This is a genomic window from Pseudomonas ulcerans, assembly GCF_036324125.1.
Lineage (GTDB): Bacteria > Pseudomonadota > Gammaproteobacteria > Pseudomonadales > Pseudomonadaceae > Aquipseudomonas > Aquipseudomonas ulcerans.
On sequence record NZ_JAZDQN010000003.1, the window covers coordinates 21259 to 42904 of the forward strand.

Here is a 21646-nt window from a genome sequence, read left to right on the forward strand (position 1 = left end):
GCAAAAAAACCCGCCATACGGCGGGTTTTTTTATGCCTGCTGTTTGTCGCCCTGTCCCCGGCAACGCCGGAGACAAGGCCTTTACAGGCTCAATCGTCGCTGATGGTGATATTGGGCATCGCCGGCGCAGCCGCTTCCTGCAGCACCAGCCGCGCCCCTACCGAGCGTGCAAGTTCCTGGTAGACCATGGCGATCTGGCTTTCCGGCTCGGCGATCGCCGTCGGCTTGCCGTTGTCCGCCTGTTCGCGGATCAGCATCGACAGCGGCAGCGACGCCAGCAGCTCGACCCCATACTGCGCCGCCAGCTTCTCGCCACCGCCTTCGCCGAACAGGTGCTCGGCATGGCCGCAGTTGGAGCAGATGTGCACGGCCATGTTCTCCACCACGCCCAGCACCGGGATGTTGACCTTGCGGAACATCTCCACGCCTTTCCTGGCATCGAGCAGGGCCAGGTCCTGCGGCGTGGTGACGATCACCGAACCGGCCACCGGGACCTTCTGCGCCAGGGTCAGCTGGATGTCGCCGGTGCCCGGCGGCATGTCGATCACCAGGTAGTCGAGGTCGTCCCAGGCGGTCTGGGTCACCAGTTGCAGCAGCGCGCCGGAGACCATCGGGCCGCGCCAGACCATCGGCGTGTTGTCATCGGTGAGGAAGGCCATGGACATGACTTCCACGCCATGGGCCTTGATCGGCACGAACCACTTCTGCTCCTTGACCTGTGGCCGGGTACCTTCCGGGATGCCGAACATCACGCCCTGGCTCGGGCCGTAGATGTCCGCGTCGAGAATACCCACCCGCGCGCCTTCGCGGGCCAGGGCCAGGGCCAGGTTGGCCGCGGTGGTGGACTTGCCCACGCCGCCCTTGCCGGACGCCACGGCGATGATGTTCTTCACGTTGGCCAGGCCCGGTACCTGGGCCTGGGCCTTGTGCGCCTCGATCACGCAGTCGATGGTCACCTTGGCGGCGCTGACGCCGTCCAGCCCTTCGATGGCGGTCTGCAGGACCTGCGCCCAGCCGTTCTTGAACAGGCCGGCGGCATAGCCCAGTTGCAACAGCACACCGACCCGGTCGCCCTCGATGACGATGGCGCGGACGCAGCCGGCGCTGACCGGGTCCTGGTTCAGGTAAGGGTCGGTGTATTGACGAAGGACGGCTTCAACCGCTGCGCGAGTGACGGCGCTCATGGAGACTCCCGATAAAAGACTGGATCGAACAGGCCGCTATGCTAACCCGTGTGTCAGCGCCGGGACGTCCACGGGGTGAAAAATAGTTGCCGGCGCTTTATAGTGGCCGATCACCGTTTTTCCCTTGATAGCCGAATAAAGTAGCCGAGCCCCCATGTCCGAGCCACGCCAGATCCTCGTTACCAGTGCCCTGCCCTATGCCAACGGTTCCATCCACCTTGGCCACATGCTCGAGTACATCCAGACCGACATGTGGGTGCGTTTCCAGAAGCACCGCGGCAACCAGTGCATCTACGTCTGCGCTGACGACGCCCACGGCTCGGCGATCATGCTGCGCGCGGAGAAGGAAGGCATCACCCCGGAACAGCTGATCGACGGCGTGCAGAAGGAACATGCCGGCGATTTCGCCGACTTCCTCGTCGACTTCGACAACTTCCACTCGACCCACGCCGAGGAAAACCGCGAGCTGTCCAACCAGATCTACCTGGCGCTGCGCGACGCCGGCCACATCGCCACCCGTTCGGTCACCCAGTATTTCGACCCGGACAAGAAGATGTTCCTGGCCGACCGTTTCATCAAGGGCACCTGCCCGAAATGCGCGGCCGAGGACCAGTACGGCGACAACTGCGAGAAGTGCGGTGCCACCTATGCGCCAACCGAGCTGAAGAACCCCAAGTCGGCGATTTCCGGCGCCACCCCGGTGCTGAAGGACTCGCAGCACTTCTTCTTCAAGCTGCCTGACTTCCAGGCCATGCTCCAGGAGTGGACCCGCAGCGGCACCCTGCAGGACGCCGTGGCCAACAAGCTGGCCGAGTGGCTGGATTCCGGGCTGCAGGAGTGGGACATCTCCCGCGACGCGCCGTACTTCGGCTTCGAGATCCCGGGCGAGCCGGGCAAGTACTTCTACGTCTGGCTGGACGCGCCGATCGGCTACATGGCCAGCTTCAAGAACCTCTGCGCACGCCGTCCGGAACTGGACTTCGACGCGTTCTGGAACAAGGATTCCACTGCCGAGCTGTACCACTTCATCGGCAAGGACATCGTCAACTTCCACGCCCTGTTCTGGCCCGCCATGCTCCAGGGCGCCGGCTTCCGCAAGCCGACCGCGATCAACGTGCACGGCTACCTGACCGTCAACGGCCAGAAGATGTCCAAGTCCCGCGGCACCTTCATCAAGGCGCGCACCTACCTGGACCACCTGGCGCCGGAATACCTGCGCTACTACTACGCGTCCAAGCTGGGCCGCGGCGTCGATGACCTCGACCTGAACCTCGAGGACTTCGTGCAGAAGGTCAACTCCGATCTGGTCGGCAAGGTGGTCAACATCGCCAGCCGTTGCGCCGGCTTCATCCACAAGGGCAACGACGGCGTGATGGTCGCCGGCGACGCCGCTCCGGAGCTGACCGAGGCCTTCCTCGCCGCCGCCCCGGGCATCGCCGAAGCCTACGAAGCCCGTGACTTCTCCCGCGCCATGCGCGAAACCATGGCGCTGGCCGACCGCGCCAACGCCTGGATCGCCGACAAGGCGCCATGGTCGCTGAACAAGCAGGAAGGCAAGCAGGACGAAGTCCAGGCCATCTGCGCCCAGGGCATCAACCTGTTCCGCCAGCTGGTGATCTTCCTCAAGCCGGTGCTGCCGCTGCTGGCCGCCGAGGCCGAGGCGTTCCTCAACGTTGCCCCGCTGACCTGGAACGACCACCTGACCCGCCTGGAAAACCACAAGCTGAATCCGTTCAAGGCGCTGATGACGCGTATCGAGCCGGCCAAGGTCGAAGCCATGGTCGAAGCGTCCAGGGAAGACCTGGCCGCCAGCCAGGCCACCCCGGCGCCCACCGGCAACGGCGAGCTGGCCAAGGATCCGCTGTCGCCGGAAATCGAGTTCGATGCCTTCGCCGCGGTCGACCTGCGTGTCGCCCTGATCGTCAAGGCCGAGGCCGTGGAAGGCGCCGACAAGCTGCTGCGCCTGACCCTCGACATCGGTGACGAACAGCGCAACGTGTTCTCCGGGATCAAGTCGGCGTACCCGGACCCGGCCAAGCTGGAAGGTCGCCTGACCATGATGATCGCCAACCTCAAGCCGCGGAAGATGCGCTTTGGCGTCTCCGAGGGCATGGTCATGGCCGCCGGCCCCGGCGGCGAGGAAATCTACCTGCTCAGCCCTGACAGCGGCGCCAAGCCGGGTCAGCGCATCAAGTAAGCCCGACGCCCCGGCCTGAACCGCCGGGGCGTTCTCTTTGTATCGTCATTGCCGGATAATGGCGTCCTGCACCTTGCCGCTGGCATCGCCATGACCGAACTGATCCTCGCGCTGATCGGCGCAGCCCTGATCAACAACATCGTCCTGCAGCACACGCTGGCGCTGGATCCGTTGTTGCGCGAGGGCAGCGCGACGAGCCGGCCATGGGTGCACGCCCTGGGGCTGGCGACGCTGCTGGCGATGCTTCTGGTCTGCACCCTCGGGCAACTGCTTTACCTCTACATTCTACAACCGCTGCACCTCGACTACCTGCGCCTGTTCGTCTTCCTGCCGCTCTGCGTGCTCACGGCCGCACCGCTGCTCGCCGCCCTGCAACGCTGGGTGAAACCCTGGCCATTCGACGGTCTCAAGCCACTGCTCACGGGCAATGCCGCGCTGCTGGGGCTATGCCTGCTGCTGAGCGATGAACAACGCGGCGTGCTCCCTGCGCTGGCAGTCGGCCTCGGCAGCGGCCTGGGTTTCTGGCTGGTGCTGGCGCTGTTCGACGACCTGCGCCAGCGCAGCCTGCATGATGACGTGCCACCGGCCTTTCGCGGCCTGCCCATCGAGTTGATGGGCGCCGGGATCATGGCCATGGCCTTTCTCGGTTTCAGCGGATTGTTCACTTCATGAGTCCGGTACCCGTTGAAACCGACGTTCGCCTGCGCAGCGCCATGCAGTTGGTGCTGCTGGCCTGCCTGCCGGGTTTGCTGACGCTGTTCTGGGTATTCGGCTGGGGCGTGCTGTTCAACCTGCTCTGTACCACCGCCGCCGCGCTGGCAACCGAGGCGGTATGCCTCAGGTTGCGCCAGCGTTCGGTGCTGGTGGCGCTGAACGATGGCAGCGCGCTGGTCAGTGCCTGCCTGCTGGCCATCGCCCTGCCCGCCCACGCCCCCTGGTGGCTGCCGGCGATCGCCGCGAGCAGCGCCATCGCCTTGGGCAAGCAGCTCTATGGCGGCGTCGGACGCAATCCTTTCAATCCGGCGATGCTCGGCTATGCGGTGGTCCTGCTGTCGTTCCCCGTGCACATGACCCAGTGGCCTGCGCCGCAGGCACTGGACTTAGGCCATAGCCTCGACGCGCTGCTCGGCTTCGGCGAACGCCCGGATGCCTGGGCCGGGGCCACGGTGCTCGACGGTCTGCGGCAGAATCGCAGCCTGACCGTCGACGAACTGTTCGCCAGCCATCCCGGTTTCGGCCATTTCGCCGGCCGCGGCAGCGAGTGGGCCAGCCTGGCCTTCCTCGTCGGCGGCTTGTTGCTCCTGCAACGCAAGGTGATCAGCTGGCATGCCCCCGCGGGCATGTTGGCCAGCCTGTTCGTCGTCAGCCTGCTGTGCTGGAACGGCTCCGGTTCCGACTCCAATGGCTCGCCCATACTGCACCTGCTGGCCGGCTCGACCATGCTTTGCGCCTTCTTCATCATCACCGAACCGGTCAGCGGGCCGAAGACGGCCGCTGGCCGCCTGCTGTTCGGTGCTGGCGTGGGGGGGCTGGTCTATCTGATCCGCACCTGGGGCAACTATCCCGACGGGGCGGCGTTCGCCGTGTTGCTGATGAATCTCTGTGTCCCTGCCCTGGACCGCTGGGCAGAACGCCGGCAGGCGGAGGCGCCATGAAGCCACGCGAGTGGATGTTGGTGGGGCTTGTCGCAGTGCTCGCGCTGGCTATCAGCAGTGCCTGGCAGCACTACTGCGCACCGCGGATCGCCGAGGCCGAGGAACAGCAGCAGGCCCGGACCTGGCTCAGCGTGCTGCCATTGGAACGCTACGACAACCAGCCGCTGCGACAGCCACTCTCCCTGCCCGATCCTCAACTGGCCCACAGCCACGTGCAAGCCGGTTATCTCGCCAGCTTGCGCGGACAGCCCAGCGCGGTGGTCCTGCACAGCCGCTTCCAGGGCTACGCGGGGCCGATCGACCTGCTGCTGGCCATCGACCGCGAGGGGCGGCTGATCGCCAGCCGGGTTCTGCGACAACAGGAAACCCCAGGGTTGGGAGCTCGCCTGGCGGAACCGGGCGGCGCTTGGCTACAAGGGTTCGACGGCCGCAGCCAGGGCAATACCCCGGAAGGCGCCTGGGCACTGAAACGTGACAATGGCCAGTTCGACCAGTTGGCAGGTGCCAGCATCACCTCGCGGGCAGTGATCCAGGCCATCCAGGACGCCCTGCGCTACTTCGACGGGCATGCTCAGCTCTGGCTGAAGGGGGACAATGCCCATGAATAGGCCCTGGCTGGTAGCCCTGAGCCTGGCGCCGCTGCTAGGCGCGAGTCAGACGCTGGTGCAGGCGGCCAGCATGGCGTTGCTCAGCGTCGTGGCTATCCTCGTGCACCGGGGCCTGATGACGCCCCTGCGCGGCCGCCTGGGCGGATCCGCCGCCGAGCTCGCCAACCTGCTGCTGGCCGCCGCCGTGGTCACCTGCCAGACCTTGGCCCTGCAGGCCTGGGCCCTGGAACTGCGCCAGGCGCTGGGCATCTACCCGGAATTGCTTGCCATAAGTTGCCTGCTGTTCGAGCAAGGCCTCGCCCCTGCCACCCGCTGGCGTCGGGTGGCGTTGCTGCTCGGCGGCTACTGCGCGCTGTTCCTGCTGCTCGGCGTCAGCCGCGAACTGCTGGCCAACGGCACGCTGCACTTCTCATTCGCTGGCGGGTCGGAGATGACCGGCCTGCGCCTGGCCAGCCTGGCCCCGGGCGCCCTGTTGCTGCTCGGCCTGCTGCTGGCCTTGATCAAACGAGCCTGTCCGAAACAGGCCACCCCAGACCGTGAAGGAAACCGCTGATCGATGAATGCCACCAAACGCCTGGAGATTTTCCGCCGGCTCCATGAAGACAATCCCGAACCCAAGACCGAACTGGCCTACGACTCGCCTTTCGAACTGCTGATTGCCGTGATCCTGTCGGCACAGGCCACCGACGTCGGCGTCAACAAGGCCACGGCCAGGCTGTTCCCGGTGGCCAACACCCCCGCAGCCATTCACGCCCTCGGCGTAGAAGGGCTGTCCGGGTACATCAAGACCATCGGCCTGTACAACAGCAAGGCGAAGAATGTCATCGAAACTTGCCGGATCCTTGTCGAACAGCACGGTGGCCAGGTACCGGAGACCCGCGAAGCTCTGGAGGCCCTGCCCGGGGTCGGGCGCAAGACCGCCAACGTGGTGCTCAACACCGCCTTCCGCCAGCTGACCATGGCGGTGGACACGCATATCTTCCGGGTCAGCAACCGTACCGGCATCGCCCCCGGGAAGAATGTCCTGGACGTGGAGAAGGCCTTGCTCAAGTTCGTGCCCAAGGCTTATCTGCTGGATGCGCATCATTGGCTGATCCTGCACGGACGCTATGTTTGCCAGGCACGCAAACCCCGTTGCGGAAGTTGCCGGATCGAAGACTTGTGCGAATACAAGCACAAGACCTCTGACGATTGATGAAATAGGGAAATCCTGCACAGCTGATTGAAAAAATCTTTTTTACCAGTCTCTGGAATATCGATATAAGGGGCGCCAACGGCCCTCTTGTAACGGAGTGACACATGAGCACTGATAAAGAAGACCTTGATATCGATGATGAATCTCCGGTGGCCGAAGAGTTTGCTGCGGACTCCCCGGCGGAAGCAGCGAAAACCAACCTGAGCAAACGCCGGACCATCGACAATCTGCTGGAAGAACGTCGCCTGCAAAAGCAACTGTCTGATTACGACTTCGATCTTTGAGCCGTTCAGGGCCAGGAAAAACAAAAGCCTCCTTTATCGGAGGCTTTTTGCGTTTCGGCTGCTGCTCAAACCAGGCCGTTGCGCTGCGCCAGTTCGATCAGGTCCACCAGCGAGCGTGCATTGAGTTTGAGTAACAGCCGGGTCTTGTAGGTACTGACCGTCTTGTTGCTGAGAAACATGCCATCGGCGATTTCCTTGTTGGACTTTCCCCGTGCCAGTTGTTGCAACACCATCATTTCCCGCCCCGACAGGCGTCCGACCATGTCCGCCTCACTGGAGCCTCCCAGGTTGGAACGTACCGAGTGCAGGGCCTGGTTGGGGAAGTAGCTGTAGCCGGAGAGTACCGCCTTGATCGCGCTGAGCAACTCGGTGAGGTCCTGCTGCTTGCACACATAACCCGCCGCCCCGGCCTGCATGCAGCGCATGGAGAAATGCCCGGGCGCCTGCGAGGTCAGGACCAGCACCTTGATCACGATGCCGTTGGCCGTGAGCCGGCCAATGACTTCCAGGCCATCCAGTTTCGGAATCCCGATGTCCAGGATGACGATGTCGGGCAGATGCTCGCGTGCCAGTTGCAAGGCGTCCACACCGTTGTCCGTTTCCCCAATCACTTCATAACCATGCCGGTCCATCAGCATGCGCACGGCCAAGCGAATGACCGGATGGTCATCGACGATCAGCACTTTATTCATGGGCAAGATCCATTCTTAAACTATTCGACTTATTAGAAGCCCGCACAATAGCCCACTCAGCCCAAGCAATGCATGAGACTTGCAAGCAACTCTTACACGCTCAGACAGGGACTACAAAAATAAAGGAAAACTCCTACAGAGCACTCCTACGGGCTGTTCTGGTGAAAATCATTGCGCGCCTTGTTTGCATTCAACAAGACCTATCAGGATGCTAGCCGTGCACATCGAAAATATCGCTACGAATAGCGGCTAATTATATGAAGGAAATATCCTTAATAACCCCGAAATAAGTCCGAATGCATTCGTAGATATTCAGATGGATCAACCACTGCGATGGAAATGCTGCCTCATCCAGAGCCATCACCCTGTGCTGACGCAGTCCATTGCGTTGCACACTGCAGGTAAACCCTACCCTTTCCTGCGCGTGACACCACAGCCAGACACCGCGGAACAGAGACCACGCCCATGAGCAGTCCAGAACCCAAGAGCCCCCTGACCATCATCGCCATCTTCGCCGGGATCATCGAAGCCTCGGCACTGGCGTCCCTGCCCTTTCTCGATGAAAGCAGCCAAAGTATCTACACCTGGTTCCTGGTAGGTTTTCCGCCATTTCTTACACTACTGTTCTTCCTCACCCTGAACTTCAATACCAAGAGCCTGTACAGCCCGGATGAGCAAGGCAATGAAGCGGTATCAGCAGATGCAAGTGAGGCTCATACAGCCTTGTCAGAAGAAGATGACAACTTGCACACTTACCCGCCACTTGAACTTTCCGGTTCGCATATAGCGGAACAATCCACGGTGCTCATTTCCGGACCAGGCTCCCAGACATTGCTGGAAGTTGTCGCGTGTCATGTCGTACAGGGAAGCCGGGCTGGCAGCATCGTCCTGCACAACCTGGAACAAGGCACGCGAATCTGCATCGTCACCGAGGTTCGGCAAAATCACTCACCGCCCCGAGGACAAAAAAAAACCCGGCACTGAGTGCCGGGTTTTCCTGTCGCAACGCCGTATCAGAGCGGCGAGCGACCCTTGCTCGCGGCAATACGCATGCGCAGGGCGTTGAGCTTGATGAAGCCGGCGGCGTCAGCCTGATTGTAAGCGCCGCCATCTTCCTCGAAGGTCGCGATGTTGGCGTCGAACAGCGAGTCGTCGGACTTGCGGCCGGTGACGATGACGTTGCCCTTGTACAGCTTCAGGCGCACAACGCCGTTCACGTTGACCTGGGAGGCGTCGATCATCTGTTGCAGCATCAGACGCTCCGGGCTCCACCAGTAGCCGGTGTAGATCAGGCTGGCGTACTTCGGCATCAGCTCATCCTTCAGGTGAGCGACTTCGCGGTCCAGGGTGATCGACTCGATGGCGCGGTGGGCCTTGAGCATGATGGTGCCGCCAGGGGTCTCGTAGCAGCCACGGGACTTCATACCGACGTAACGGTTCTCGACGATGTCCAGGCGACCGATGCCGTTGGCGCCACCGATGCGGTTCAGTTCGGCGAGGACGGTGGCCGGGCTCATCTCGACGCCGTCGATGGCGACGATGTCACCGTTGCGGTAGGTCAGTTCCAGGTAGGTTGCCTGGTCCGGGGCGTTTTCCGGGGAAACACTCCAGCGCCACATGTCTTCCTCGTGCTCGGTCCAGGTATCTTCCAGGACACCGCCTTCGTAGGAGATGTGCAGCAGGTTGGCGTCCATCGAGTACGGCGACTTCTTCTTGCCGTGGCGTTCGATCGGGATGCCGTGCTTCTCGGCGTAGTCCATCAGCTTCTCGCGGGACAGCAGGTCCCACTCGCGCCATGGTGCGATGACCTTGACGCCAGGCTTCAGCGCGTAGGCGCCCAGTTCGAAGCGGACCTGGTCGTTGCCCTTGCCGGTGGCGCCGTGGGAAATGGCGTCGGCGCCGGTTTCGTTGGCGATTTCGATCAGGCGCTTGGCGATCAGCGGACGGGCGATGGAAGTACCCAGCAGGTACTCGCCTTCGTAGACGGTGTTGGCGCGGAACATCGGGAACACGAAGTCTCGGACGAACTCTTCGCGCAGGTCATCGATGTAGATCTCTTTGACGCCCATGGCCTGGGCTTTGGCGCGGGCCGGCTCGACCTCTTCGCCCTGACCCAGATCGGCGGTGAAAGTCACCACTTCACAGTTATAGGTATCCTGCAGCCACTTGAGAATCACCGAAGTATCAAGGCCGCCGGAATACGCCAGTACGACCTTTTTTACGTCCGCCATGCCATCACTCCACGGGGTTGTACGGAAAACCGTAGAGTCTACCATCCCGCCGTGGAATTTACAGTGGGGCGACAGCTTGTGACGACAAAGCGACAGGAACTGTCGTGAGCGCGACGGGCGGTCGCACTCAGGATTTGATCGCGGGTTTTCCTGACTGGGCCTGCGCCGCAGGACTCGCCGGAGCGGCGGAGGGTGCCGGAGTGGCCGCGGGAGCCGGTAGCACCGGCGCGGCCGGTTTCTCCGCAGCGGGCGTTTCCACCGGCGTGACGCGATCGAGTTGGATGTTCACCCGCCGGTTGCGCGCACGATTGGCCGCGGAATTGTTGGCCGCCAGCGGGTAACGCTCGCCGTGGAAGCGCACGACGATGTTCTCTTCCGGCACACCATGGGCCTTGAGGTATTCCTGCACCGCCAGGGCGCGGCGCCGCGACACGTCGCGGTTGGTCAGGCGGTTGCCGCTGTTGTCGGAGTGACCGTCCAGCTCGATGTGGTTGACCGACGGATCGGCCTTGATGAAATCGAGCAGCACATCGAGCCGCGCGCGGGCGTCGGCATCCAGGTCGATGCCATTGCCGGGGAAGCCGACGCGGGTCTGGCGAATCTGGTCGAAGTTCATCGGCAGCAGCTTGGTCGCGCAGGCCTGGTAGTCGGCGTAGGCCTTGTTGAACTTCACCGGCAGCAGGCGCACTTCCATGGTCTGCCCGGCTTCCCCGGCGTAGTTGCGCACCACCGTGCTGCGGCCGTCGAGCAGGCCGTTGATCAGGCGACTGGCCTGGCCCTGGGAACTGTTGAACAGCACGCCGCTGCGCGACATGCGGATCGCGCCGAGGTTGATGTCGCCCCGCCCCGGCTGCCACGGCGCGGCGGCCGCCAGCAGGGTCGCGGAACCCGCGCCGAGCACGTTGCTGGTCGAGCGCAGGCGGAAGGTCGCCTGCTCGCCGGCACGGCGCACGAACTCGCCACTGCCGAAATCGGCGATGGGCTGGATCAGTCGACACTCGAACTGATCGCCTTCGACCTTCCACTCGATATTCTCCACGCGCGTCTGGAACGTGAGCGCGGCGGCCGGAAGGCTGGCGAACAGACTGAGCAGGGCTAGATAACGCTGGCGCACGGGCGGCTCCACAAAATTCTGTCACTTACCTGCAGGCTATCGGACAGCATTGGCAAAACTTGATAGCGAGTGCTCGGAACAGGCTTTTCCGGTAGCATTCGCCCAGAGTTCGAACCGCCTGGAAAGCCCAATGTCCGATCGCCTGACCCTTCTGCGTCCCGATGACTGGCACATCCATCTTCGCGATGGAGCCGTCCTGCCACATACCGTCGGTGACGTGGCGCGCACCTTCGCCCGCGCCATCATCATGCCCAACCTGGTGCCGCCGGTGCGCAACGCCGCCGAAGCCGGCGCCTATCGCCAGCGCATCCTCGATGCCCGCCCGGTCGGCAGCCGTTTCGAGCCGCTGATGGTGCTCTACCTCACCGACCGCACCCAGCCGGAAGACATCCGCGCGGCCAAGGCCAGCGGCTTCGTCTACGCCGCCAAGCTGTACCCGGCCGGTGCCACCACCAACTCGGACTCCGGCGTCACCAGCATCGACAAGATCTTCCCGGCCCTGGAAGCCATGGCCGAAGTCGGCATGCTCCTGCTGGTCCATGGTGAAGTGACCCGCAGCGAAATCGACGTGTTCGACCGCGAGAAACTGTTCATCGACGAGCACCTGCGTCGCGTGGTGGAACGCTTCCCGACCCTGAAAATAGTGTTCGAGCACATCACCACCGCCGATGCCGCACAGTTCGTCAAGGAAGCCCCGGCCAACGTCGGCGCGACCATCACGGCCCAGCACCTGCTGTACAACCGCAACCACATGCTGGTCGGCGGCATCCGCCCGCACTTCTATTGCCTGCCGATCCTCAAGCGCAACACCCACCAGGTCGCCCTGCTCGATGCCGCTACCAGCGGCAACGCCAAGTTCTTCCTCGGCACCGACTCGGCGCCCCATGCCCGTCACGCCAAGGAAGCCGCCTGCGGCTGCGCCGGCTGCTACACCGCCTACGCCGCGATCGAGTTGTACGCCGAGGCCTTCGAGCAACGCAACGCCCTGGACAAGCTGGAAGGTTTCGCGAGCCTGCACGGTCCGGCCTTCTATGGCCTGCCGGCGAACACCGACACCATCACCCTGGTCCGCGAAGAGTGGACAGCCCCGGACAGCCTGCCGTTCGGCGAAAACATCGTGGTCCCGCTGCGCGCCGGTGAAAAACTGCGCTGGCGCCTGCTGGAGGAAAGCAAGTGAGTGACGATCAGTTCGACGACGACCAGGAAGGTCTTGGCGGCGGCGGCCCGCGCCACCCGATGGCAGCGCGCTTCCGTGGCTACCTGCCAGTGGTGGTGGATGTCGAGACAGGCGGCTTCAACAGCGCTACCGACGCCCTGCTGGAGATCGCCGCGGTCACCATCGGCATGGACGAGAAGGGCTTCCTGTTCCCGGAACACACCTACTTCTTCCGCGTCGAGCCGTTCGAGGGTGCCAACATCGAACAGGCGGCCCTGGAGTTCACCGGGATCAAGCTCGATCATCCGCTGCGCATGGCCGTCAGCGAGGAAGCGGCACTGACCGACATCTTCCGCGGCGTGCGCAAGGCGCTGAAGGCCAACGGCTGCAAGCGGGCGATCCTGGTCGGCCACAACAGCAGCTTCGACCTCGGCTTCCTCAATGCCGCAGTGGCGCGCAACGACCTTAAGCGCAATCCGTTCCACCCGTTCTCCAGCTTCGACACTGCCACCCTGGCCGGTCTTGCCTATGGCCAGACCGTGCTGGCGCGGGCCTGCCAGAGCGCCGACATCGACTTCGACGGACGCGAGGCGCATTCCGCCCGCTACGACACGGAGAAGACCGCCGAGCTGTTCTGCGGCATCGTCAACCGCTGGAAGGAAATGGGCGGCTGGCACGATTTCGACGACTGAGATCGTTGTTCAGCGCATAAAAAAACCGGCCACCAGGGCCGGTTTTTTTGTATCTGGCGAAATTACAGCTTGCCAGCGTTCTCGCTCAGGTAGGCAGCAACGCCTTCTGGCGAAGCGGTCATGCCCTTGTCGCCTTTCTTCCAGTTGGCAGGGCAGACTTCGCCGTGCTCTTCGTGGAATTGCAGGGCGTCGACCAGACGCAGCAGCTCGTCCATGTTGCGGCCCAGCGGCAGGTCGTTGACGATCTGCGAACGGACGACGCCGTTGGTGTCGATCAGGAACGCGCCACGGAAGGCGACACCGCCTTCGGACTCAACGTCGTAGGCCTTGCAGATCTCGTGGGAGATGTCGGCGGCCAGGGTGTACTGGACCGGGCCGATACCGCCGTTGTTGACCGGGGTGTTGCGCCAGGCGTTGTGGGTGAAGTGCGAGTCGATCGAAACGCCGATGACTTCGACGTTGCGAGCCTTGAACTCGGGAATGCGATGGTCCAGGGCGATCAGCTCGGACGGGCAGACAAAGGTGAAGTCCAGTGGGTAGAAGAACACCAGGCCGTACTTGCCCTTGATAGCCGAAGCCAGGTTGAAGCTGTCGACGATTTCGCCGTTGCCCAGTACGGCGGCGACGGTGAAGTCCGGGGCTTTTTTGCCAACGAGCACGCTCATTCGATATCTCCTGATGGTGTTTGAAACTGACTACGCAGCCGGCCGAAGCCGTCTGACACGGGTTGAGCATCATACACGGCCCTGCGCGGGACGCCGAGTCATGGCGATTCGACTGCTTTTCCTACCGGCGGTCGCTCTGCCACGCACATTACAGAAAGTCCTTTGACAAGCATTCTCATTACCATTAGGCTTCACTGCATTCGAGCCTAACGCCCTGATGGTTTTCTTCTATGTATGTGTGTCTTTGTGTTGGTGTAACCGACGGACAGATCCGCGACGCGATCTATGAAGGATGCTGTAGCTACAAGGAAGTCCGCGCAGCCACCAATGTGGCAAGCCAGTGTGGCAAATGTGCGTGCGTTGCCAAGCAGGTGGTCCGCGAGACCCTCGCCGAAATCCAGATCAGCCAGGCAGCCGCCCTGCCCTACCCGGTGGAATTTACCGCCGCGTGAAAAATTAATTTTCCCCCATTCTGAAGAACCGGACCTCGTGTCCGGTTTTTTTATGCCCTGAATTCAACTAGTTAGCTATAAAACGCGGACTAAAAACATTCTTATTCCGATTAATTTTTACTTACTATTCAATAACTTAGGTTTGACAGCCAAAGTTGCCAGGCTCAAACTTCCGCTCATTGACACTCCAAGCAGGGCGGGACCCCATCATGAAAGGCGACGTAAGCGTCATCCAGCATCTCAACAAGATCCTCGGAAACGAGCTGGTCGCGATCAACCAATATTTCCTGCATGCCCGCATGTACGAAGACTGGGGTCTGGATAAGCTGGGCAAGCACGAATACAAAGAATCCATCGACGAGATGAAGCACGCTGACAAACTGATCAAGCGCATTCTCTTCCTCGAAGGCATTCCCAACGTCCAGGACCTGGGCAAGCTGCTGATCGGCGAGCACACCCGTGAAATGCTCGAATGCGACCTGAAGATCGAGCAGAAAGGCCTGATCGACCTGAAAGCCGCCATCGCCCACTGCGAGACCGTTGGCGACTTCGGCAGCCGCGAACTGCTGGAAGACATCCTTGAGTCCGAGGAAGAGCACATCGACTGGCTGGAAACCCAGCTGGGCCTGATCGACAAGGTCGGCCTGGAGAACTACCTGCAATCGCAGATGGGTGACGGCGAGTAAAAGCCGCAAGCTTCACGCTGGAAGTGGCAAGAAAAGAGCAGTGGCCTATCGCCGCTGCTTTTTTTTGCCCTTTTTTCGGGTTTGCGCGGGCCTTCTAGAAAGCGATCATTCCGGCAAGAATGAAAAAGCCCCGCATTCGCGGGGCTCTTCGTCAACAGCAGGCAATCAGGCTTCGGCAGCCTTGGCCGCAGCTTCCTTGATCAGGGTCTGCAGTTCGCCGTTCTGGAACATCTCGGTCATGATGTCGCTGCCGCCGACCAGTTCGCCAGCCACCCACAGTTGCGGGAAGGTCGGCCAGTTGGCGTACTTCGGCAGGTTGGCGCGGATTTCCGGGTTCTGCAGGATGTCGACGTATGCGAACTTCTCGCCACAACCCATCACGCATTGCGCCGCCTTGGCGGAAAAGCCGCACTGCGGGGCATTCGGCGAACCTTTCATGTAAAGCAGAATGGTGTTGTTGGCGATCTGCTCTTTGATTGTTTCAATGATATCCATGAAGCACCTCGGCTGAACTTTCCGACCTGGTTTGTCGGCACGGTGGCGCATTGTATCGGAAAGCCGAGCAGGACGCTCGGCCTTGCCGACAATCAAGCGGCCACCACCTCAACCGGCACCCCGTTGAGCACCGCATTGCCGGACAGCGCATCGATCAGGCGGTCGTCGGTCAGGTCATTGGCACTGGCCCCGGACTGCGCACTGGCGATGTCCAGCAGCACGCCTGGACGGGCATGCCCGAAACCATGGGGCAGGCTGACCACCCCGGGCATCATGTCGGTACTGGCCTGCACCTCCACTTCGACGCTGCCCACCCGCGAGGTCACCCGCACCCGCTGGCCATCCAGCAACTGCCGGCCGGCGAGATCCTGTGGGTGCATCAGCAACTGATGGCGCGGCTTGCCCTTCACCAGGCGATGGAAGTTGTGCATCCAGGAATTGTTGCTGCGCACGTGGCGGCGACCGATCAGCAGCAGTTGCGCGGCACTCGGCGGCTGTTGCGCGGCAAAGCGCTGCAGGTCGGCGAGCAACGCGGCGGGCGCTGCCTCGATGGCCTTGCTCTCGGTCTTCAGGCGCCCCGCCAGGTTCGGCTGCAAGGGGCCCAGGTCGATGCCGTGGGGATGCTGGTCGAGGGTCTTCAGTGACAGATCGAACGGAGAACCTTCACCATAGCGCCCGCCGCGCAGGCCGAGGTCGATCATCTTCGCCGGCGGTATCGTCGGCTTGAGCGGCTTGTCGGCAATGCGCGCGAAGGCCTCCGCCAGGCCGACGAAAATCTCCCAGTCATGCAAGGCACCCTGCGGCTTGGGCAGGATGGCACGGTTGAAACGACTGACATTGCGCACCGCGAACAGGTTGAACGTGGTGTCGTAATGATCGTTCTCCAGCGCCGAGGTGGAAGGCAGGATCAGGTCGGCATAGCGCGTGGTTTCATTGATGTACAGGTCGACGCTGAGCATGAACTCCAGGCCGTCCAGCGCCTGCTCCAGCTGCCGTCCGTTGGGCGTGGACAGTGCCGGGTTGCCGGCCACCGTGACCAGGGCGCGAACCTGGCCCTCGCCCTCGACGAGCATTTCCTCGGCCAGGGCCGCCACCGGCAATTCGCCGCCGTACTCCGGCAAGCCGGAAACCCGGCTCTGCCAGACGTTGAAGTGACCGCCGCTGGTGGTCGCCACCAGGTCCACTGCCGGTTCGGTGCACAGCGCGCCACCGACACGGTCGAGATTTCCGCTGACCAGGTTGATCAGTTGCACCAGCCACTGGCACAGGGTACCGAAGGCCTGGGTGGAGACACCCATGCGGCCATAGCACACGGCCTTGTCGGCGGCGGCGAAGTCCCGCGCCAGCTGGCGGATCAGGCCCGCCTCGATGCCGCAGAGCAGGCTCATGACTTCCGCGGTGAACGGCTGCAATGCCGTGCGCACCTCGTCCAGGCCATTGACCGGCAAATGACTGGCACGGCCCAGGCCTTCCTCGAACAGCGTGTTGAGCACCCCGCAGAGCAGCGCGGCATCACCGCCCGGACGCACGAACAGGTGCTGGTCGGCCATGGCCGCGGTCTCGCTGCGCCGCGGATCGACCACCACCAGCTTGCCACCGCGAGCCTGCAGGGCCTTGAGGCGCTTCTCCACGTCCGGCACGGTCATGATGCTGCCGTTGGACGCCAGAGGGTTGCCGCCGAGTATCAGCATGAAGTCGGTGTGGTCGATGTCGGGGATCGGCAGCAGCAAGCCGTGGCCATACATCAGGTAGCTGCTCAGGTGATGGGGCAACTGGTCGACGGACGTCGCGGAAAAACGGTTGCGGGTTTTCAGCAGGCCCAGGAAGTAGTTGCTGTGGGTCATCAGCCCGTAGTTGTGCACGCTGGGATTGCCCTGGTACACCGCCACGGCGTTCTGCCCGTGACGCTGCTGGATCTCGTGCAGTTTGCGCGCCGCCAGCTCGAAGGCTTCGTCCCAGGGGATCGGCAGCCATTGCTCGCCAACCCGCACGACCGGGCCACGCAGGCGGTTGGGGTCGTTCTGGATATCCTGCAGCGCCACCGCCTTGGGGCAGATATGGCCACGGCTGAAGCTGTCCTGCGGGTCGCCCTTGATCGAGGCGATGCGCGAGATGCCGCCCTCGTCGGTATCGAGTTCGAAGGTCAGGCCGCAAATGGCCTCGCACAGGTGACAGGCTCGGTGATGCACGGTCTTGGTCATGGCCGCCTCTTGTTCTGCGAATCGGGGGGAGTGCCGTCCCCGACTATGGCCCCGGCCCGGACGTGTCGCCAGCGATCTTCGTCGCGTGAATCCTGCGGCATCAGCTTGGACGATGGTTCCAGATACCCTAGAAAGCCCCGCCCGTCGATTGCAAAGGCCGTCGCGGGCAGTGTACAAAGGTCGCTTGCTCTGTCGAAAAGGCAGACCGACGGCACAGCCGCCGCCCTCGCTGGCGCAGGCCTGCCGGCGAAAGGTCGCAAAGCGACCTCCACTGCGCCAGCGGCGTCACGGCGCAACCCCACTTGGTAAGACGCGACATTTAATTATAGTATTGCGCCTTCCCCTATTTCGTCGCCCCGTGCGGCTTACGCCGCAGGTCTCATCCGTGTTTCCGAAAAACCGGTGGTTGCTGATCTGCGGTCTGTTGCAAAAAGGTAGTCAATGATGAGCGCTAGGCACTTTCTCTCCCTGATGGATTTCACCGCCGAAGAACTGGTCAGTGTGATCCGCCGAGGGATCGAGCTGAAAGACCTGCGTAACCGCGGCGTACTCTTCGAGCCCCTGAAGAACCGCGTGCTGGGCATGATCTTCGAGAAATCCTCGACCCGCACCCGGCTGTCCTTCGAAGCCGGCATGATCCAGCTCGGCGGCCAGGCGATCTTCCTCTCCCCGCGCGACACCCAGCTGGGCCGCGGCGAGCCGATCGGCGACTGCGCCATCGTCATGTCGCGCATGCTCGATGCGGTGATGATCCGTACCTTCGCCCACAGCACCCTGACCGAGTTCGCGGCCAATTCCCGCGTGCCGGTGATCAACGGCCTGTCCGACGACCTGCACCCGTGCCAACTGCTGGCCGACATGCAGACCTTCCTCGAACACCGTGGCTCGATCCAGGGCAAGACCGTGGCCTGGATCGGCGATGGCAACAACATGTGCAACAGCTATATAGAAGCGGCCATCCAGTTCGACTTCCAGCTGCGCGTCGCCTGCCCGGAAGGCTACGAGCCGAACGCGAAGTTCGTCGCCCAGGCTGGTGACCGCGTGCAGATCGTCCGCGATCCGAAGGACGCGGTACGCGATGCCCATCTGATCAGCACCGACGTCTGGACCTCCATGGGCCAGGAAGAGGAAACCGCGCGGCGCCTGGAGCGTTTCGCCCCCTACCAGGTGACCCGCGAGCTGCTTGACCTGGCCGCCCCCGATGCCCTGTTCATGCACTGCCTGCCTGCCCACCGCGGCGAGGAAATCAGCATGGACCTGCTCGACGACCCACGCTCGGTCGCCTGGGACCAGGCAGAAAACCGCCTGCATGCCCAGAAGGCACTTCTCGAATTCCTTGTTGAACCGGCCTACCACCACGCATGAGTCATTCCCTGCTGCTCAACCTGCGCAACCTCGCCTGCGGTTATGGCGAGGCGCGCATCGTCCAGAACCTCAACCTGCACCTCAATGCCGGCGACATCGGTTGCCTGCTGGGGTCGTCGGGCTGCGGCAAGACCACCACCCTGCGCGCCATCGCCGGCTTCGAGCCGGTACATGACGGCGAGATCACGCTGGCCGGCGAAGTGATTTCCAGGGCCGGGTTCACCCTGGCCCCGGAAAAGCGCCGTATCGGCATGGTGTTCCAGGACTACGCGCTGTTCCCCCACCTGACGGTGGCGGAAAACATCGCCTTCGGCCTCGGCAAGCACCCGCGCAAGCAGGACGTGGTCAAGGACATGCTGGCGCTGGTCAAGCTCGACGGCCTCGGCGGGCGCTACCCGCACGAGCTGTCCGGCGGCCAGCAGCAGCGCGTGGCCCTGGCGCGCGCCCTGGCCCCCGAGCCGCAGTTGCTGCTGCTCGACGAACCCTTCTCCAACCTCGACGTGGAACTGCGCCGACGCCTCAGCCATGAGGTCCGCGACATCCTCAAGAGCCGCGGCACCAGCGCGATCCTGGTCACCCACGACCAGGAAGAGGCCTTCGCCGTAAGCGATCATGTCGGCGTGTTCAAGGAAGGCCGCCTGGAACAATGGGATACTCCCTACAACCTCTACCACGAGCCTGCGACGCCCTTCGTGGCCAGCTTCGTCGGCCAGGGCTACTTCATCCGCGGCCAGTTGCTCAGCCCGGATACGGTGCAGACCGAACTCGGTGAGCTACGCGGCAATCGCGCCTATAGCTTGCCGGTAGGCGGTGCGGTGGATGTGCTGCTGCGTCCCGACGATATCGTGCATGCCGCCGACAGCGCGCTCAGCGCGCGGGTCAGCGGCAAGAGCTTCCAGGGTGCTTCGACCCTGTATCGCCTGCAACTGGCGACCGGTACCCAGCTTGAGGCGATCTTCCCCAGCCACCTGGACTACCAGGTCGGCCAGGATGTGGGGATCGCGGTGTCGGCGGATCACCTGGTGCTGTTCGCGGCATCTGGTAGTGTCGAGGCAAGGCTGCCCTGACAGGCCCTATGTGGGCGGATTGATCCGCCCACACTGACGTTCGCCTACTCCCGCCCGATATCGGCAAACTGTCCCTGTGTATGCTCCGCCAACACCCCCGCCGCCAACTCCACTTCCAGCCCCCGCCGCCCGGCGCTTACATGGATCGTCTCGAACGCCTGTGAGGACTGATCGATAAATGTCCTCAGACGCTTCTTCTGCCCCAGTGGGCTGATTCCACCCACCAGGTAGCCCGTGGAACGCTGGGCAGCTGCCGGGTCCGCCATCTCGCATTTCTTCGCCCCCGCCGCCTGGGCCAGCGCCTTCAGGTCCAGAGTGCCGACCACCGGCACCACCGCCACCAGCAACTCGCCCTTCTCCGTCGCCGCCAGCAGGGTCTTGAACACCTGCTTCGGATTCAGGTTGAGCTTTTCCGCAGCCTCAAGGCCGTAGGACGCGGCTTTGGGGTCGTGTTCATAACTATGGATGCGATGTTCGGCGCGAACTTTCTTCAACAGGTCCAAGGCAGGGGTCATGCGGGGCTCCAACAACTGTGTTCGGTTTCCGTTCGCTGGCTACTGTAGGGCAAATCCTAGCCCGCAACCATTGCCTTGTAGGACAGGACGAGACGGTATGTGGGCCATCGGTCAATTTGTGGATGATGGTTCGCTTTCGACCTTTGACATAAGCGTTTCTTGTCTATATTTTTTCGAATCTGAATATAGCGATGCCCTTATAAGGTGCATCCACACCGTCCACCTGGCCGAAATGGGGATTTCTGCCGGGTTTCTGTCGAGCGCTGACAGCGCCTCACAACAACAAGAACCGAGGTAATCGAATGACGAACGCTCTGCAACAACCGACGTTGTCCAGCCAATGCATGGCCGAGTTCTTCGGCACGGCCCTGCTGATCTTCTTCGGCACGGGTTGCGTCGCCGCGCTCAAGGTCGCGGGTGCCAGCTTCGGGCTATGGGAAATCAGCATCATCTGGGGGGTCGGCGTGAGCATGGCGATCTACCTGACCGCCGGAATCTCCGGCGCGCACCTGAACCCGGCCGTAAGCATCGCCCTGTGCATCTTCGCCGGCTTCGAGAAAGCCAGGCTGCCGTTCTACATCCTCGCCCAGGTCGCCGGCGCCTTCTGCGGTGCGGCGCTCGTCTACGCGCTGTACAGCAGCCTGTTCTTCGATTACGAACAGACCCACGCCATGGTCCGCGGCAGCCAGGCCAGCCTGGAACTGGCCTCGGTGTTCTCCACCTATCCGCACCCGGCGCTGTCCACCGGCCAGGCGTTCCTCGTCGAAGTGATCATCACCGCCATCCTGATGGCCGTGATCATGGCCTTGACCGACGACAACAACGGCCTGCCCCGCGGCCCCCTGGCGCCTCTGCTGATCGGCCTGCTGATCGCGGTGATCGGCAGCGCCATGGGCCCGCTGACCGGCTTCGCAATGAACCCTGCGCGGGATTTCGGGCCCAAGCTGATGACCTTCCTCGCAGGCTGGGGCGAAGTGGCCTTTACCGGCGGTCGTGACATTCCCTACTTCCTCGTTCCGGTTTTCGCGCCGATCATGGGAGCCAGCATCGGTGCCGCCCTGTACCGTGGCGTCTTCGCCCGCAGCCTGCCCAATGCCGCCGCGACCAGCGCACAAACCGACGACAACGCTCAGGGCAAGACCCAGACGTCCTGATCCGAACGCGGATCGCCAAGCCCTGACCTCTACCTCTT

General features: G+C 62.8%; 23 protein-coding genes. 15 read left to right on the forward strand and 8 right to left on the reverse strand.

The features are described 5' to 3' along the window. Positions 1-89 precede the first annotated feature (89 nt). Positions 90-1184 carry an iron-sulfur cluster carrier protein ApbC gene (apbC, locus tag V0R59_RS03680; protein WP_330073500.1) on the reverse strand — a complete coding sequence of 365 codons (1095 nt, stop codon included), beginning with the start codon at positions 1182-1184 and terminating at the stop codon, positions 90-92. Positions 1185-1338: 154 nt separating this feature from the next. Here apbC and metG point away from each other — a divergent pair, with 154 nt between their 5' ends. The 7 genes from metG to V0R59_RS03715 all read left to right on the forward strand — a co-directional run bounded on the left by metG (position 1339) and on the right by V0R59_RS03715 (position 7123). After that, the gene (metG, locus tag V0R59_RS03685; RefSeq protein WP_330073499.1) at positions 1339-3381 is read left to right on the forward strand and encodes a methionine--tRNA ligase; all 2043 of its coding nucleotides are present in this window, start codon (positions 1339-1341) and stop codon (positions 3379-3381) included. Between the two features lie 90 nt (positions 3382-3471). Further along, on the forward strand, positions 3472-4053 hold the full coding sequence (locus V0R59_RS03690; protein WP_330073498.1) for an Rnf-Nqr domain containing protein: 582 nt from the start codon (positions 3472-3474) through the stop codon (positions 4051-4053). Continuing rightward, on the forward strand, positions 4050-5036 hold the full coding sequence (locus V0R59_RS03695) for an RnfABCDGE type electron transport complex subunit D (RefSeq protein WP_330073497.1): 987 nt from the start codon (positions 4050-4052) through the stop codon (positions 5034-5036). Before V0R59_RS03690 ends, V0R59_RS03695 begins: the two co-directional genes overlap by 4 nt. Then, entirely contained in the window at positions 5033-5644 is a 612-nt protein-coding gene (locus V0R59_RS03700) for an RnfABCDGE type electron transport complex subunit G (RefSeq protein WP_330073496.1), read from the forward strand. Before V0R59_RS03695 ends, V0R59_RS03700 begins: the two co-directional genes overlap by 4 nt. Beyond that, complete coding sequence (locus V0R59_RS03705) at positions 5637-6197, forward strand: Rnf-Nqr domain containing protein (protein WP_330073495.1); 561 nt, start codon at positions 5637-5639, stop codon at positions 6195-6197. Before V0R59_RS03700 ends, V0R59_RS03705 begins: the two co-directional genes overlap by 8 nt. A gap of 3 nt (positions 6198-6200) precedes the next feature. Next, positions 6201-6839 (forward strand): endonuclease III, encoded by a 639-nt coding sequence (nth, locus tag V0R59_RS03710; RefSeq protein ID WP_330073494.1) that lies wholly within the window; start codon positions 6201-6203, stop codon positions 6837-6839. Positions 6840-6943: 104 nt separating this feature from the next. Next, the gene (locus V0R59_RS03715) at positions 6944-7123 is read left to right on the forward strand and encodes a PA3496 family putative envelope integrity protein (RefSeq protein ID WP_330073493.1); all 180 of its coding nucleotides are present in this window, start codon (positions 6944-6946) and stop codon (positions 7121-7123) included. A 65-nt stretch (positions 7124-7188) separates the two neighbouring features. Here V0R59_RS03715 and V0R59_RS03720 read toward each other — a convergent pair whose 3' ends face one another. Continuing rightward, entirely contained in the window at positions 7189-7815 is a 627-nt protein-coding gene (locus V0R59_RS03720) for a response regulator transcription factor (RefSeq protein WP_042122760.1), read from the reverse strand. Between the two features lie 465 nt (positions 7816-8280). Between V0R59_RS03720 and V0R59_RS03725 the strand changes: the two genes are divergently transcribed. After that, a complete protein-coding gene (locus V0R59_RS03725) occupies positions 8281-8799 on the forward strand; it encodes a hypothetical protein (RefSeq protein ID WP_330073492.1) in 519 nt (172 codons plus the stop codon). 29 nt (positions 8800-8828) lie between these two features. On the opposite strand, the gene V0R59_RS03730 is transcribed toward V0R59_RS03725, so the two are convergent. Further along, positions 8829-10046, reverse strand: coding sequence for an argininosuccinate synthase (locus tag V0R59_RS03730; protein ID WP_042122758.1), 1218 nt, complete (start codon positions 10044-10046; stop codon positions 8829-8831). A gap of 127 nt (positions 10047-10173) precedes the next feature. Beyond that, a complete protein-coding gene (locus tag V0R59_RS03735) occupies positions 10174-11160 on the reverse strand; it encodes a flagellar protein MotY (RefSeq protein ID WP_330073491.1) in 987 nt (328 codons plus the stop codon). A 130-nt stretch (positions 11161-11290) separates the two neighbouring features. On the opposite strand from V0R59_RS03735, the gene pyrC reads away from it, so the two are divergent. Together pyrC and rnt are read left to right on the forward strand one after the other, a co-directional pair. After that, positions 11291-12337: a dihydroorotase gene (pyrC, locus tag V0R59_RS03740; protein WP_330073490.1), complete on the forward strand. Its 1047-nt coding sequence runs from the start codon at positions 11291-11293 to the stop codon at positions 12335-12337. Beyond that, positions 12334-13008 (forward strand): ribonuclease T, encoded by a 675-nt coding sequence (rnt, locus tag V0R59_RS03745; RefSeq protein ID WP_330073489.1) that lies wholly within the window; start codon positions 12334-12336, stop codon positions 13006-13008. The genes pyrC and rnt overlap by 4 nt, the downstream gene beginning before the upstream one ends. Positions 13009-13070: 62 nt before the next feature. On the opposite strand, the gene V0R59_RS03750 is transcribed toward rnt, so the two are convergent. Then, positions 13071-13673: a peroxiredoxin gene (locus tag V0R59_RS03750; RefSeq protein ID WP_330073488.1), complete on the reverse strand. Its 603-nt coding sequence runs from the start codon at positions 13671-13673 to the stop codon at positions 13071-13073. 230 nt (positions 13674-13903) lie between these two features. Here V0R59_RS03750 and V0R59_RS03755 point away from each other — a divergent pair, with 230 nt between their 5' ends. Both V0R59_RS03755 and bfr read left to right on the forward strand, forming a co-directional pair. Next, positions 13904-14125, forward strand: coding sequence for a bacterioferritin-associated ferredoxin (locus V0R59_RS03755; RefSeq protein WP_042122752.1), 222 nt, complete (start codon positions 13904-13906; stop codon positions 14123-14125). Positions 14126-14334: 209 nt separating this feature from the next. Beyond that, the gene (bfr, locus tag V0R59_RS03760; protein ID WP_316919557.1) at positions 14335-14811 is read left to right on the forward strand and encodes a bacterioferritin; all 477 of its coding nucleotides are present in this window, start codon (positions 14335-14337) and stop codon (positions 14809-14811) included. A gap of 165 nt (positions 14812-14976) precedes the next feature. Here bfr and grxD read toward each other — a convergent pair whose 3' ends face one another. Together grxD and V0R59_RS03770 are read right to left on the reverse strand one after the other, a co-directional pair. After that, positions 14977-15306: a Grx4 family monothiol glutaredoxin gene (gene grxD / locus V0R59_RS03765; protein WP_330073487.1), complete on the reverse strand. Its 330-nt coding sequence runs from the start codon at positions 15304-15306 to the stop codon at positions 14977-14979. A 92-nt stretch (positions 15307-15398) separates the two neighbouring features. Continuing rightward, entirely contained in the window at positions 15399-17507 is a 2109-nt protein-coding gene (locus tag V0R59_RS03770; protein ID WP_330073486.1) for a molybdopterin oxidoreductase family protein, read from the reverse strand. 444 nt (positions 17508-17951) lie between these two features. Here V0R59_RS03770 and argF point away from each other — a divergent pair, with 444 nt between their 5' ends. Further along, positions 17952-18872, forward strand: a complete 921-nt coding sequence (argF, locus tag V0R59_RS03775; protein WP_330073485.1) for an ornithine carbamoyltransferase — start codon at positions 17952-17954, stop codon at positions 18870-18872. After that, the gene (locus V0R59_RS03780; protein ID WP_330073484.1) at positions 18869-19939 is read left to right on the forward strand and encodes an ABC transporter ATP-binding protein; all 1071 of its coding nucleotides are present in this window, start codon (positions 18869-18871) and stop codon (positions 19937-19939) included. Before argF ends, V0R59_RS03780 begins: the two co-directional genes overlap by 4 nt. A gap of 44 nt (positions 19940-19983) precedes the next feature. On the opposite strand, the gene ybaK is transcribed toward V0R59_RS03780, so the two are convergent. Beyond that, positions 19984-20454: a Cys-tRNA(Pro) deacylase gene (gene ybaK, locus V0R59_RS03785; RefSeq protein ID WP_330073483.1), complete on the reverse strand. Its 471-nt coding sequence runs from the start codon at positions 20452-20454 to the stop codon at positions 19984-19986. Between the two features lie 302 nt (positions 20455-20756). Between ybaK and V0R59_RS03790 the strand changes: the two genes are divergently transcribed. Beyond that, entirely contained in the window at positions 20757-21608 is an 852-nt protein-coding gene (locus tag V0R59_RS03790; RefSeq protein ID WP_330073482.1) for an MIP/aquaporin family protein, read from the forward strand. The last annotated feature ends 38 nt before the right edge of the window (positions 21609-21646 follow it).

Excerpts from the sequence above, each read along its gene's own strand:
- V0R59_RS03700 (WP_330073496.1), top strand. The coding sequence starts at position 5,033 with ATGAAGCCACGCGAGTGGATGTTGGTGGGGCTTGTCGCAGTGCTCGCG.
- V0R59_RS03690 (WP_330073498.1), top strand. The coding sequence starts at position 3,472 with ATGACCGAACTGATCCTCGCGCTGATCGGCGCAGCCCTGATCAACAAC.
- V0R59_RS03770 (WP_330073486.1), bottom strand. The coding sequence starts at position 17,507 with ATGACCAAGACCGTGCATCACCGAGCCTGTCACCTGTGCGAGGCCATT.
- ybaK (WP_330073483.1), bottom strand. The coding sequence starts at position 20,454 with ATGACCCCTGCCTTGGACCTGTTGAAGAAAGTTCGCGCCGAACATCGC.
- V0R59_RS03750 (WP_330073488.1), bottom strand. The coding sequence starts at position 13,673 with ATGAGCGTGCTCGTTGGCAAAAAAGCCCCGGACTTCACCGTCGCCGCC.
- bfr (WP_316919557.1), top strand. The coding sequence starts at position 14,335 with ATGAAAGGCGACGTAAGCGTCATCCAGCATCTCAACAAGATCCTCGGA.
- V0R59_RS03720 (WP_042122760.1), bottom strand. The coding sequence starts at position 7,815 with ATGAATAAAGTGCTGATCGTCGATGACCATCCGGTCATTCGCTTGGCC.
- nth (WP_330073494.1), top strand. The coding sequence starts at position 6,201 with ATGAATGCCACCAAACGCCTGGAGATTTTCCGCCGGCTCCATGAAGAC.
- V0R59_RS03725 (WP_330073492.1), top strand. The coding sequence starts at position 8,281 with ATGAGCAGTCCAGAACCCAAGAGCCCCCTGACCATCATCGCCATCTTC.
- V0R59_RS03705 (WP_330073495.1), top strand. The coding sequence starts at position 5,637 with ATGAATAGGCCCTGGCTGGTAGCCCTGAGCCTGGCGCCGCTGCTAGGC.
- V0R59_RS03730 (WP_042122758.1), bottom strand. The coding sequence starts at position 10,046 with ATGGCGGACGTAAAAAAGGTCGTACTGGCGTATTCCGGCGGCCTTGAT.
- V0R59_RS03715 (WP_330073493.1), top strand. The coding sequence starts at position 6,944 with ATGAGCACTGATAAAGAAGACCTTGATATCGATGATGAATCTCCGGTG.
- grxD (WP_330073487.1), bottom strand. The coding sequence starts at position 15,306 with ATGGATATCATTGAAACAATCAAAGAGCAGATCGCCAACAACACCATT.
- V0R59_RS03695 (WP_330073497.1), top strand. The coding sequence starts at position 4,050 with ATGAGTCCGGTACCCGTTGAAACCGACGTTCGCCTGCGCAGCGCCATG.
- V0R59_RS03790 (WP_330073482.1), top strand. The coding sequence starts at position 20,757 with ATGACGAACGCTCTGCAACAACCGACGTTGTCCAGCCAATGCATGGCC.
- apbC (WP_330073500.1), bottom strand. The coding sequence starts at position 1,184 with ATGAGCGCCGTCACTCGCGCAGCGGTTGAAGCCGTCCTTCGTCAATAC.
- V0R59_RS03780 (WP_330073484.1), top strand. The coding sequence starts at position 18,869 with ATGAGTCATTCCCTGCTGCTCAACCTGCGCAACCTCGCCTGCGGTTAT.
- V0R59_RS03755 (WP_042122752.1), top strand. The coding sequence starts at position 13,904 with ATGTATGTGTGTCTTTGTGTTGGTGTAACCGACGGACAGATCCGCGAC.
- metG (WP_330073499.1), top strand. The coding sequence starts at position 1,339 with ATGTCCGAGCCACGCCAGATCCTCGTTACCAGTGCCCTGCCCTATGCC.
- pyrC (WP_330073490.1), top strand. The coding sequence starts at position 11,291 with ATGTCCGATCGCCTGACCCTTCTGCGTCCCGATGACTGGCACATCCAT.
- argF (WP_330073485.1), top strand. The coding sequence starts at position 17,952 with ATGAGCGCTAGGCACTTTCTCTCCCTGATGGATTTCACCGCCGAAGAA.